This is a genomic window from Laceyella tengchongensis (genome assembly GCF_900182735.1).
In the GTDB taxonomy this organism is placed as follows: Bacteria; Bacillota; Bacilli; order Thermoactinomycetales; family Thermoactinomycetaceae; genus Laceyella; species Laceyella tengchongensis.
In genome coordinates, this window is sequence record NZ_FXTU01000008.1 from 106904 (window position 1) to 118811 (window position 11908).

The window sequence follows — 11908 nt, forward strand, 5'->3', positions numbered from 1 at the left end:
GATGGGAATAGAGCTGGATGGGAACCAGATTACAGCGGAGGATGTGGCCGCGGTAGCAATCAACCGGGTTCCTGTCGTTTTGGGTGATGAGGCAATCAAGCGGGTAGTCGCTTGCCGGCGGATGGTAGAAGAATGGGTCAGTGCCGGCAAGGTGGTATACGGGGTGACCACTGGTTTTGGCAAGTTTAGCGATGTGCGCATTTCTGCGGATGATGCGGTGGCATTGCAAGTCAATTTGATTCGTAGCCATGCCTGCGCGGTGGGAAAGCCTCTGCCAGAACCAACGGTCAGGGCGCTGATGATGTTGCGGGCAAACGCGTTGGCCAAAGGGCACTCTGGCATTTGTTTAGAAACGTTGCAATTGTTGGTCGATTGCCTTAATCGGGGAGTCCATCCGGTGATTCCTGAGCAAGGGTCGCTGGGGGCGAGTGGTGACTTGGCGCCTTTGTCGCACTTAGCTTTGGTATTGATGGGAGAAGGGGAGGCGTTTTATGAGGGCGAACGCTTGCCAGGCGCCGAAGCGCTGGCCAAGGCGGGCTTGAAACCGATCACCCTGAAGGCCAAGGAAGGATTGGCCTTGATCAACGGCACCCAGGCGATGACCTCGATCGGTGCGCTAGCTTTGGCCAAAGCGGAAAGGTTGGCCAAAGTGGCTGATGCCATTGCCGCGCTGACGGTGGAATGCCTGAGGGGAATCCCCGATGCGTTTGCGGATGAAGTGCATCGGGTGCGCCCTTATCCGGAGCAGAGCGGTGTGGCGAGAAATTTGCGGACTCTGCTGCGGGGGAGCAAGCTAGTCACCCGGCAAGGGGAATTGCGGGTACAAGATGCGTATTCGCTACGCTGTTTGCCGCAGGTGCACGGGGCGACACGGCAAGCGTTGGCTTATGTGAAGGAGAAAATCGCGATTGAAATCAACGCTGCAACCGACAACCCCCTGTTGTTTGTGGAAGAAGGCAAAGTGATATCAGGCGGCAATTTTCATGGCCAGCCAATTGCTTTGGCAATGGACTTCTTGAAAATCGGGTTAAGCGAATTGGCCAATATTTCCGAGCGCCGCACGGAGCGGTTGGTCAACCCTTCCTTGTCCGGCGGGCTACCCGCATTTTTGAGCCATCAGCCGGGAACCCAGTCTGGACTGATGATTTTGCAATATGTAAGCGCTTCGCTTGTGTCGGAAAACAAAGTTCTTGCCCATCCGGCTAGTGTGGACTCCATTCCTTCATCGGCCAACCAAGAAGATCATGTGTCGATGGGAACCACTGCCGCCCGGCATGCGGCTCAGGTGGTAGATAATGTGGCCAAAGTGTTGGCCATTGAGCTGATCTGCGCCGCGGAAGCCGCCGACTTTGTGGGTATCGAAGGATTGGCCCCGGCCACTCGGGCTTTGTATGACCGGTTGCGCGCCATCGTTCCACCGGTTGCGGCAGACCGTTCCACCAGCCAAGAGATTGAAAGCGTGACGGCAGCTCTCTTAGAAGGCGAATGGTTGCAAGCCGTGGAAGCGGTGTCCGGCCCGCTGTTTTAAAAAGGGTTTGGGTTCAATCAATGAAAGAGGTGATGCTGATGAAACGATTCGCGTTGTTGAGTCCGCCAGAGCTTGTCCGACGCACCAACTGGCGTGACCGGCACGAAACCAAAGTGGCCCACTGGTTAACGCCGTGGGACGGGCAAGCGGATGTAGAAGTGGGATTTATCGGGGTGCCCCTGTCCAAAACGTCGATCAGTGTGTCGGGAGCTTCCATGACACCCAATGTGCTCCGGGAATTATTCCCCGCCATGACAACCTATGACATCGACCATGATGTGGATTTGCAGGTGCTACGGGCACATGATCTGGGAGACATCCAGATGCATGTGACTGATCTTCTGCGGTGCCACAACAACATTGAGCAAGGTTTGGCCGAGATTTATCAGGCGATGCCGCGGATGTTTCCCATTATCGCGGGCGGAGACCATTCTATCACCTGCCCGTCGGTCAAAGCCTTTAGGACCCGATATTCGGGCAAAGTGGGCATCGTGCAACTGGATTCCCATATGGATGTAAGGAATCTGGAAGACGGAGGCCCGTCCAACGGAACCCCGATCCGCGGGCTGATTGAGTCGGGAACAGTCGAAGGAACCCACATCGCCCAAATCGGGCTACACAGCTTCGCCAACTCTAAGCCTTACCGGGAGTATGCCTTGTCCAAAGGAATTACCCAATTCACGGCCTCCCAAGTGGCCAAAGAAGGCATCGCCCCGCTGGTGGAGCAGGCATTAGCGGTGGCTGGCAATGGCACCGAGGCTATTTATGTCACGGTGGACATGGATGTGTTGGATCAGGCGTATGCACCAGGAGTGCCCGCAATGGTGGCGGCGGGCATGACTTCGTGGCAGTTATTAGAGGCTGTGTACCTGTTGGGTGTACATCCAAAAGTGCAAGGGTTTGACATCGTCTGCGTCGATCCGGTACATGATGCGCGTCGGGCCACTGTGCGCATGACATTGCACACGATATTGACCTTCCTCTCAGGATATGCGAAACGGCTAGGCAGGTAAATGGATGGCAAAAGGGAATGACGCGCCTGTCTCCGAGCAACCGGGTATGTGTTCAATCCAACTCAAAACCAACGATGGGAGAGATGATAAATGAGTAAAAAAACAAAAAGAATCGTCCGCGCTCCCCGCGGCACGCAGCTGAATACCAAAGGATGGCAACAAGAAGCGGTGTTGCGAATGTTGATGAACAACTTAGACCCCGAAGTAGCGGAACGCCCCGAAGACCTCGTTGTTTATGGCGGAATCGGCAAGGCGGCCCGGAACTGGGAGTGCTTTGATAAAATCGTGGAATGCTTGACCGACTTGGAGGCAGATGAAACGTTGCTGATCCAATCGGGGAAACCAGTAGGCATTTTCAAAACGCATCCTTTGGCGCCGCGCGTTCTTCTTTCCAACTCTGTGCTCGTCCCCGCTTACGCCAATTGGGAGACGTTTCATGAGCTAGATAAAAAAGGGCTGATGATGTACGGCCAAATGACAGCTGGAAGCTGGATTTACATCGGAACGCAAGGCATTTTGCAAGGCACCTATGAGACATTTGCCGAAGCTGCGCGCCAGCATGCCGGCGGGACGCTGAAGGGCACCTTGACTCTGACCGCTGGGCTCGGTGGTATGGGCGGTGCACAACCATTGGCTGTCACCATGAATGGTGGGGTGGTGATCGGGGTGGAGGTGGACCCGGCCCGCATTCAACGCCGTATTGACACTCGCTATTGCGATGTGATGGTTCACGATCTGGATGAAGCGTTGACGCTGGCGCAAGCGGCCAAGGAGGAAGGCAAGCCGTTGTCCATCGGCTTGGTCGGGAATGCGGCGGAGGTGTTCCCTGCATTTGTCCAACGGGGAGTGGTGCCTGACTTTGTGACCGATCAAACCTCGGCTCATGATCCGCTAAATGGCTATGTGCCGGCTGGTTACTCACTTGACGCCGCGGCGGAATTGCGTCGTGACGACCCGGCTACCTATGTGAAGTTGTCTAAACAATCGATGGCCGTTCATGTCCAGGCCATGCTCGACTTGCAAAAAATGGGGGCAGTCGTCTTCGATTACGGCAATAACATCCGCCAAGTGGCCTTTGATGAAGGGGTGAAAGACGCTTTCAATTTCCCCGGCTTCGTGCCCGCCTACATCCGTCCTCTCTTCTGTGAAGGGAAAGGACCATTCCGCTGGGCGGCGCTCTCCGGTGACCCGAAAGACATTCATAAAACAGATGAGTTGGTATTGAAGCTGTTCCCGGAAAATGAACACCTGTGTCGCTGGATTAAGTTGGCCAGAGAAAAAGTGGCATTCCAGGGATTGCCGGCGCGAATCTGCTGGCTGGGCTACGGTGAACGCGTCAAGATGGGTTTGGCTATCAACGAAATGGTGCGCACAGGGGAGATTTCCGCACCGATTGTAATTGGCCGCGACCATCTGGATTGCGGTTCCGTCGCCTCGCCCAACCGTGAGACGGAAGGAATGAAAGACGGTAGCGATGTCGTGGCTGACTGGGCGATCCTAAATGCGCTTGTCAACACTGCTTCCGGCGCTAGCTGGGTATCGGTGCATCATGGTGGTGGTGTGGGCATGGGTTACTCTTTGCATGCGGGCATGGTTGTTGTGGCTGATGGTTGCAAAGAAGCGGAAGAACGTCTGTCACGCGTGCTGAATACCGATCCGGGCATGGGTGTGATCCGCCATGCGGATGCCGGATATGAATTGGCGGTGAAAACGGCCAAAGAGCGGGGAATCCGCGTACCCATGCTGGGGATTTAACCGAACACAGCGGGCCTGGATTCGGGTCCGCGGCCATTTGGAAAAGGAGTGGTCCGATGGAAAACAAAGCAATCGATTTGCTGGTGCATCACATTGGCGTTTTGGTGACCATGCGGGGGAAGGATGAGCCGCGCACCGGACGTGATATGGCTGAAGTGGGCGTTGTTGAACACGGGGCGGTTGCCATTCGGGACGGGAAAATTTTTGCCGTGGGCCAAGAAGAAGAGGTTCGTGCGCAAATTGCGGGCATAGCGGTGAAACAAGAGCTGGATGCTCAAGGCCGGTTGGTCACACCAGGACTAATCGACCCCCACACTCACTTGGTACATGGTGGGTCACGGGAACATGAATTGTCACTCAAGTTAAAAGGGGTACCTTATCTCGAGATTTTAGCTCAGGGCGGCGGGATTTTGAGCACGGTTCGGGCCACCCGCACTGCTTCAGAAGAAGCGTTGTATGAAAAAGCTAAAAAAAGTTTAGACCAGATGCTTCTTTATGGAGCGACGACGGTTGAAGCCAAAAGCGGCTATGGATTGCGGTTGGTGGATGAACTCAAGCAATTGCGGGTAGCCAAACGGCTGGATGAGAACCACCCGGTGGATGTGGTGTCTACGTTTATGGGAGCGCACGCTGTGCCAGAGGAATATAAGGGACGCTCGACGGAGTATGTGGATCTCGTCATTCACGAAATGTTACCCGAAGTGAAGCGGCAAGGCTTGGCAGAATTCTGCGATGTGTTTTGCGAGCATGGCGTTTTTTCGGTGGAGGAGTCCCGCCGTATTTTGTCGGCTGCCAAAGCGAACGGGTTTGGCCTCAAGATCCACGCAGATGAAATCGAGCCGATGGGCGGGGCACAATTGGCTGGCGAGTTGGGTTGCATCTCGGCGGAACATCTGTTGGCGGCCACGGACGAAGGCTTGGAAGCGATGCGCGAGGCGGGAGTGATCGCCGTCTGTCTACCCGCCACCTCGTTTAATCTGCGCTTGACTTCCCATGCCCGGGCGCGGGCGATGATCGACATGGGTGTGCCAGTAGCCTTGTCCACCGACTATAATCCGGGAAGTTCCCCCACCGAATCTTTGCAGTTGGTGATGACGCTTGGTTGCCTCAACTTGGGAATGACTCCACAAGAAGTGTTGACGGCGATGACCATCAACGCGGCCCATGCTATTGGCCGGGCGGATACGATTGGTAGCTTGGAAGTGGGCAAGCAAGCCGACTTGGTGATTTATGACGCCCACAATTTGGCTTATCTGCCTTATCATTTTGGGGTAAACCATGTAGACACGGTAGTCAAAAACGGAAAGGTGGTTGTCACTGGTGGCCAGTTGACGGGCGACTGATGGTGGTGGGAGCCATTTAATTTGCCAATAAGTCTTACGGGAAGGACGCGTTTACCGGTCCTTCCCGTTTTTTGATCACTCCCGCAGAGGCGGGAAGCATCAGCATTCTTCCGCGAATGGCTAATGGGAGGGATGACCGTCAATCGGCTGAGGCGGTGACGGTGGATCGGGGATGAAGCGGTTTCAGATGAGGATTGGTGATATGCTTCACATATTCTTGCGCACTGAGAAAGATTTCTGTATCGGTTGCTTGGAGTGCATGATAGAAACTGAACATCGGCAGGAAATTCAGCCCATTCATGTTAGCCATCGCTTGATATGGACGCATCAATTCTTCCAATGTGAAATGATTGAAACCATCCGGCCCATAAGATGATTGGGGTGCGCCAGTGGAGATGGCCAAAATGAGGTCTTTGCCGGACAATTGTTTGCCTTCTGTTTCCGACCATAGTGAGGCCAACACTTCATCTTGCCATTTTTTCATCAAGGCGGGTGCACTAAACCAATACAAAGGGAATTGGAATACGATTCGATCATGATTAAACAGCATTTCTCTTTCCCGGGCATGGTCGATGATACCGTCAGGATAAGCGGCGTATAAGTTGTGCACAGTGATATCCGGGTGCTGCCGCAAGTACTGTTCCCAATAGCGATTCACTCTTGAGTGACGAAGGTCGGGATGGGCGATTAACACTAAAATCTTCATGGTTTCCCCCTGTGTATCTCTTTGGAGTTGGAATATACTTTCTATACTTATATAATCACAAAACGCAATGGTTTTTTGATATAAAATGTTAATATTAATCATATTTTTAGGGGAATCATCCGCCTAGGCAATCCTTCCTCGCGACTCGCGAAAAAGGTGGAGAAAAGAGTCCACTTTCCGGGTGCTGGCGCTGGTGGAAATTGAATCGGAAGCGCTATGGCTGTATAATTGTGCCAACTGGCTCGAAGCCGTGTCATACTGCCGCGCAGGCGTATGCGTTCAAGGAGAAAGGGACGTTAGCTCATGTTAAGATCGTTATGGCAACAGCACGGTTTGTTTACAAAGCATGGTGACAAAGGCCTCCTCTTGGTTCCACCGCCGACACTTGTCCCCGCTTTCATCGCCGAACAGGAGCGATATAAAGTGGAATTGGCGGCGATCTGTGCCGACGGAGAACAGCTGAGCCGGCAGGCCGCCGACTTCGCCCGCTTCACGATGGCGTCCTTGCTCGCCACCAATCAATATCTCAACTTCCGCCAACGCGATATCCGCCGGCTGGAACGGATGATGCGTTCATTTCTGCTGGAATTGGCCGATCTTTGCCAGCAGGGAAAGGTCAGCTCTGCCCGGTTGACGCAAGTGTTCAACCAGCAAGCGCTCAAGGTGAGCCAATGGTTGTTGGAGTCCAACGGCCTTCACGCCTTTCAGCTGGAGGGGGACCAGGTGCTGGTGCGGCGGGTTCCCTGTGCTGAATACGATGCTTCATTCCAATTAGAATTATTGCAGATTGAGCCAGCTAACCTCCGGGAACCGGTGCTTGACATCGGTTGTGGAGCCCAGGCGCTGCTGGTTAGCGCCCTCAGGGAGCGAGGCATTGACGCCTATGGATTGGAGCGCTTAGATCAGGAGGAGAACCCGTTTATTTACGCCGCCAACTGGCTTGATTTTCACTTTGTGCCAGACAAATGGGGTACGATTATCTCTAACATGGCCTTCTCCAACCACTTTTGGCATCATCACATCAGGAAAGACGGGGATTATGCCAGCTATGCGCAGAAATACATGGAAATCCTGCGTTCTCTCCAAGTGGGAGGCAGCTTCATCTACGCCCCGGGTCTGCCCTTCGTCGAAGATATCCTGACCGACAGCGGTGATGACTACACGGTTATCCGCCGTCCGCTGGACCCTTTCCCCTTCGCACAGGAGGAGACAGAAGAGTTGCATGGTTCACGCTGGTATGCGGTGTCCGTGCGGCGCAATCGGTAGGAACGGTCATGCTCTTACTAGCCCCTAACCGGTAAATGAAGGTTGGGTTAAATTTGCCATAAGAACGGAAAAAGTCGGTTCTCACATACCATTGAGGACAGGCTTTTTTATATTTTGACCGAACCATGTTTGCAAGATCGGGTGGTTTGGGTATGAATGGATTGGAACTAAAGAAAGATTTCATGTGACATCACGGAAGGAGACGAAGGAGATGAGTGCGGAAGATACCGCCAAAAAGAAAAACGAAAAGCCGATTAGCATACAGCGGGCTTGGTTGTATGTCCTTTTAGGAGGATTGTTGGAAATCGCGTGGGCCACAGGGCTTAAAACAGGAGGCATCAGCGGGATATTGATCGTCTTGATGATCATCAGTTTCGAGCTACTGGTCCGCGCCCTCAAAGCGCTTCCCATCGGAACCACTTACGCCGCCTTTACGGGGATTGGTACGGTCGGACTTATTATCGTTGATGCCCTGTACTTGCGCCAGCCCATGAGCGGGTTGCAAATCGTGCTGACCATGGTGCTGATCGCTAGCATCATCGGTCTCAAACTAACCAGCGATACCAAAGGAAAGGAGTGAGGGACATGGCTTGGGTTTACCTCATTATTGCCGGACTGTTCGAAGTCGTCGGTGTCATCGGTCTCAAACGCGTGTCTGAAAAAGATAATTTCCTCAACAACGTCATCCTCATCGGTGGGTTCATCGCCAGCTTCAGCCTCTTATCTACGGCGATGAAAGAAATCCCTCTCTCCGTCGCCTACGCCGTCTGGACCGGCATCGGCACACTGGGCTCCACCGTGGTGGGGATGTTGTTTTTCAAAGAGTCAAAGAGCTGGGTTCGGCTGGCCTGCATCCTGGGAATTGTGTTTTCGGTGATGGGGTTGAAGTTGGTGCATTAGGGTAGGGGTAGAAACACTTGAGTAGGTCAATGGCTTTAAATTAGGTGTTTGTTTCGAATATAGAGTTATAAAAAGATGAGCAGAAAGTAAATGAATTCACCGTTGGAGTTGACACCTATGTTAACCATTCATATGCTAGCTGAACTTAAACCGGGCTTTAAAGTGAAAGCAAGTGATGTTTCTCATCTCTCGGGACAAAACCGGATCAAAGGTATTCACCCGATCGGTTCAAATGATGTTACAGGTGTAATCATTCTTTGTACTATAGGTAGCGGTGGGGAATATCCTAATAAATGGTTGGATTCCTCACATACTAGATTGAAGTATTATATGGAGGGAAGGGAAGATAAGCAGCTCGGGCGCAAAAAATATTTCCCGCATTGGAAATCGAACCAGGCAGTGATGAATGCGAAGCGAGAAAGCTACCCGGTTTATGTCTTTGTGAGGGAAAGACAGGGAGATGCTTATCAATATCAAGGCCAGTTTTTTTGCGAACAAGTTGTAGATAAAGAGTGGGATAGTTATTTTATTCTAGCGAACAAGGATGCATATGAAGAACAGAGTAAGAAGCAACATATTGAACAAATCTGGGAGGAAACACCCTACTATGACATTGATGAGGCAGACATTCGCGTGAATGAAGGGAAAAAAGTGCTGCGAATCCATATGCAGAGGGAACGGGCGTCTAGCAAACTAAAAAAAGAAGCAATCAGGCGCGTCAAGATGAAGGGACAACCGGTCTCCTGTGAAGTGTGCGGTTTTGTTTTTGAAGAGGTGTATGGCAAGCATGGTGCCGACTATATTGAGGCGCACCACAAAGTGCCTTTGTCAGAGTTGGAGGCAGAGGGGGCCGAAGTGCGTGTAGAAGATATTGCATTGTTGTGCTCAAACTGCCATAGTATGATTCATCGCAAGCGTGAGTGGTTAACTGTTGAAGAGCTGAAAAAAATAGTGCAATCCCAACGCGCGACAAAATAGGGATGTCGTTAAACTTTATTTGCAGAATGTTTAATAAGTAAGGATGGAACAAAAAGGAGCCACCCGCCTTGGAAATACGCACATATGAACATTTCACCTTAAACGAACTGACGGTTTTATGGAACCGGGCGTTTTCCGGTTATTCCGTTAACTATGAAGTGGATGTCGATGCATTTGCCCGGCAATTGGCGAATTGGGGACTGGACCCAAGCCGGTCGTTGGTGGCGCTGGTGGACGGCAAGCCGGTGGGGTTCATTCAGTCGGGAGTGAAAGATATTTCCGGACGGCGCTTGTCCTGGAACGGGGGAACGGCGATCGTGCCAGAGTACCGGGGGCAAGGGGTCGGGAAGCGGTTGATGGCGGCGGCGATGGAAGTGTATCAGGAAGCGAGGGTGGATGTGGCCACGCTGGAGGTGTTGGTGGAGAACACCCCGGCCCTTCGGCTGTACGAATCCTTTGGCTTTCGACCAGTGAAGCGGCTGGTGACGTTGGAATGTGAGGCCGTGCGTCCGCTCTCGAGAAGGACACCGCTTGTTTACCAGTTGGCTTTGCCGCAAGCGGTGTCTGGAAAGTCATATTATGATCCTGATGCCCCTTGGTTGGCGCACTGGTGCAATCTCAATCAGGCGCAAGCGTTTCTTATTGCCGACGGACAAGGAGTGGATCGGGGGTATGCGTTGTTCAGTATCAAGGAGGATGGCATAGTGACCTTGCACCAGTTTGTATCCAATCCGAGGTGCGCGATGACGGAAGCGGAACTTTGCGATGCATTGCAAACGATCTGGGACATGGGATCAGGCCGCGCGGTGTTGGACGATTTTCCGGTGCATGATGAGCGGATGTTGCCGTTGTTACAAGAGATGGGGTTTGTGTGGAAAAGAGAGCGGCATCTGATGCATTGTAGATTATAACTAATTGTTTCTTCAGCGTTACGAGATTGGAAGGCCGGCTTTTTAGAGTTGGCATTTCTTTTTTATTAAGGGTGGATTTGTGTTCATTGTTAATAGAAATATTCGTCTTTTTCGGGCAAAGAACAGGGTTTACTACTGTTCACCTTGCACTCATTATCTGGATCAAGGATATACGGAAGACTTATCAGGAATTGAGCCTAAGGTATTTTAAATGTAGACGAGGATTTAGTTACCTTCTCTTTTAATTGTTCATGAAATCTTGTATGGTTTCATTCTTTTCTGACACAAATTAGCCAAAGTTTTCTTTTAGAAAATGAACCATAAATGCGCGATTAAGTAACGAATTAATTTATACAACAACATAAACATATTGTATTTTTTAATAGTTAAAGGAGAGTAATGGATATGAAAAAGATTTCTATTGCATCAGCAGCTATTGCGTTGGCACTGGCCAGCATGCCACTGGCCGCATTTGCAGAAGAGAATGCAGAAACCAAACCGGCTACGGACGTGACCACTTCCGCTCCAGAAACGGAACAAAAACCGGCCACGGCTGATGATAAACAAACCGGTGAAAAACCAGCGGGTGAAGAAACCAAGCCAGCTACAGGTAACGAAGGCAAAGACAACAACAATGACACTACCTCACCGCCAGCAACGAATCCGGAGCAACCACAAAAGCCGGAAGAGCCAAAGCAACCGGCTGATGAGTGCAAAGCTGAGCCAGATGAGGATGACTTCCATGACATTACGATTGTTGATATCAAAGACTTGGGCAACAACAAAGTGAAGATTATTGCAAAGCTGAATGGCAAAACTGCTAAAGGCACCTGGTACATTGCAGCTGGTTCGGAAGACGCCGAAGCTCCACAGATTGAAGCTGAAGTGAAAGGCAACAGTGTAAACTTTGAATATGTTTTGGACATCACAAAGCTGAATGCTGGCGAAAATGCGATCTTTGTTGCTTTTGAAGGAACCATCGACGGGAAAGCTTGCCAATTCGGCTTGGGTTACGAGTCCTTGCTTGTTGAAGAAGATGGAGGCAAAGGTGACAGCACGGTTAAACCAAATCCTGACAAACCAAACACCAAGCCAAACCCGAAACAAGGTAAAGAGGGCGTGAAGCAAATCAAAGGCGGAAAATTGCCGAAAACCGCTACTTCTTACCCAGTGGGTGCAGTAGCTGGTCTCGCTCTGTTGGCGGGTGGCGCAGCGCTGATGATTCGCAACCGTCGCGCGGCTGAATAATAAATGACAAAAGGATGGGAGAGATTTCCCATCCTGAGAATGTTGACAAACCCTGCGAATCAACTTTGTTGATCGCAGGGTTTTTGTATATAAAAGGGATATAAACAATTAATGGATGAATATCAACCCATATAAACTTAAAACCACCTCCCTTACCTGCTCTCGAAAGCAGCATAGCCAACTTTTTTATGTTTTGAGCCACAGCAGTTAGGAGGCATTGCTCTTGAATTTTTGCAAGCCCCCTGTAGCGTGCGTATCGA

Annotated in this window: 11 protein-coding genes and 1 pseudogene; 10 read left to right on the forward strand and 2 right to left on the reverse strand. The window is 51.4% G+C overall.

All coding sequences use genetic code 11. The features are described 5' to 3' along the window. Position 1: 1 nt before the first annotated feature. The 4 genes from hutH (at position 2) to hutI (ending at position 5639) form a co-directional block, all read left to right on the forward strand. Positions 2-1528, forward strand: coding sequence for a histidine ammonia-lyase (gene hutH, locus QQZ12_RS14610; protein WP_431606316.1), 1527 nt, complete (start codon positions 2-4; stop codon positions 1526-1528). A 38-nt stretch (positions 1529-1566) separates the two neighbouring features. Continuing rightward, positions 1567-2541 carry an agmatinase family protein gene (locus QQZ12_RS14615; protein WP_284724587.1) on the forward strand — a complete coding sequence of 325 codons (975 nt, stop codon included), beginning with the start codon at positions 1567-1569 and terminating at the stop codon, positions 2539-2541. 90 nt (positions 2542-2631) lie between these two features. Continuing rightward, positions 2632-4296, forward strand: a complete 1665-nt coding sequence (gene hutU / locus QQZ12_RS14620) for a urocanate hydratase (protein WP_284724588.1) — start codon at positions 2632-2634, stop codon at positions 4294-4296. A 56-nt stretch (positions 4297-4352) separates the two neighbouring features. Continuing rightward, the gene (hutI, locus tag QQZ12_RS14625) at positions 4353-5639 is read left to right on the forward strand and encodes an imidazolonepropionase (protein ID WP_284724589.1); all 1287 of its coding nucleotides are present in this window, start codon (positions 4353-4355) and stop codon (positions 5637-5639) included. A gap of 139 nt (positions 5640-5778) precedes the next feature. On the opposite strand, the gene QQZ12_RS14630 is transcribed toward hutI, so the two are convergent. Beyond that, entirely contained in the window at positions 5779-6345 is a 567-nt protein-coding gene (locus QQZ12_RS14630) for an NAD(P)H-dependent oxidoreductase (protein WP_102993478.1), read from the reverse strand. 303 nt (positions 6346-6648) lie between these two features. Here QQZ12_RS14630 and QQZ12_RS14635 point away from each other — a divergent pair, with 303 nt between their 5' ends. The 6 genes from QQZ12_RS14635 to QQZ12_RS14660 all read left to right on the forward strand — a co-directional run bounded on the left by QQZ12_RS14635 (position 6649) and on the right by QQZ12_RS14660 (position 11648). Beyond that, positions 6649-7611: a class I SAM-dependent methyltransferase gene (locus tag QQZ12_RS14635; RefSeq protein ID WP_102993477.1), complete on the forward strand. Its 963-nt coding sequence runs from the start codon at positions 6649-6651 to the stop codon at positions 7609-7611. 211 nt (positions 7612-7822) lie between these two features. Further along, positions 7823-8191, forward strand: a complete 369-nt coding sequence (locus QQZ12_RS14640) for a DMT family transporter (protein ID WP_102993476.1) — start codon at positions 7823-7825, stop codon at positions 8189-8191. Positions 8192-8196: 5 nt separating this feature from the next. Then, positions 8197-8511: a DMT family transporter gene (locus QQZ12_RS14645; RefSeq protein ID WP_102993475.1), complete on the forward strand. Its 315-nt coding sequence runs from the start codon at positions 8197-8199 to the stop codon at positions 8509-8511. A 117-nt stretch (positions 8512-8628) separates the two neighbouring features. Further along, positions 8629-9489 carry an HNH endonuclease gene (locus QQZ12_RS14650; protein WP_189318906.1) on the forward strand — a complete coding sequence of 287 codons (861 nt, stop codon included), beginning with the start codon at positions 8629-8631 and terminating at the stop codon, positions 9487-9489. A 68-nt stretch (positions 9490-9557) separates the two neighbouring features. Continuing rightward, positions 9558-10400, forward strand: coding sequence for a GNAT family N-acetyltransferase (locus QQZ12_RS14655; RefSeq protein ID WP_102993473.1), 843 nt, complete (start codon positions 9558-9560; stop codon positions 10398-10400). 405 nt (positions 10401-10805) lie between these two features. Next, a complete protein-coding gene (locus tag QQZ12_RS14660; RefSeq protein ID WP_223247988.1) occupies positions 10806-11648 on the forward strand; it encodes an LPXTG cell wall anchor domain-containing protein in 843 nt (280 codons plus the stop codon). A 160-nt stretch (positions 11649-11808) separates the two neighbouring features. Here the strand turns inward: QQZ12_RS14660 and QQZ12_RS17020 are convergent. Continuing rightward, positions 11809-11908 (reverse strand): annotated as a pseudogene (locus QQZ12_RS17020) (transposase); the annotation flags it as partial.

Excerpts from the sequence above, each read along its gene's own strand:
- hutH (WP_431606316.1), top strand. The coding sequence starts at position 2 with ATGGGAATAGAGCTGGATGGGAACCAGATTACAGCGGAGGATGTGGCC.
- QQZ12_RS14615 (WP_284724587.1), top strand. The coding sequence starts at position 1,567 with ATGAAACGATTCGCGTTGTTGAGTCCGCCAGAGCTTGTCCGACGCACC.
- hutU (WP_284724588.1), top strand. The coding sequence starts at position 2,632 with ATGAGTAAAAAAACAAAAAGAATCGTCCGCGCTCCCCGCGGCACGCAG.
- hutI (WP_284724589.1), top strand. The coding sequence starts at position 4,353 with ATGGAAAACAAAGCAATCGATTTGCTGGTGCATCACATTGGCGTTTTG.
- QQZ12_RS14630 (WP_102993478.1), bottom strand. The coding sequence starts at position 6,345 with ATGAAGATTTTAGTGTTAATCGCCCATCCCGACCTTCGTCACTCAAGA.
- QQZ12_RS14635 (WP_102993477.1), top strand. The coding sequence starts at position 6,649 with ATGTTAAGATCGTTATGGCAACAGCACGGTTTGTTTACAAAGCATGGT.
- QQZ12_RS14640 (WP_102993476.1), top strand. The coding sequence starts at position 7,823 with ATGAGTGCGGAAGATACCGCCAAAAAGAAAAACGAAAAGCCGATTAGC.
- QQZ12_RS14645 (WP_102993475.1), top strand. The coding sequence starts at position 8,197 with ATGGCTTGGGTTTACCTCATTATTGCCGGACTGTTCGAAGTCGTCGGT.
- QQZ12_RS14650 (WP_189318906.1), top strand. The coding sequence starts at position 8,629 with ATGTTAACCATTCATATGCTAGCTGAACTTAAACCGGGCTTTAAAGTG.
- QQZ12_RS14660 (WP_223247988.1), top strand. The coding sequence starts at position 10,806 with ATGAAAAAGATTTCTATTGCATCAGCAGCTATTGCGTTGGCACTGGCC.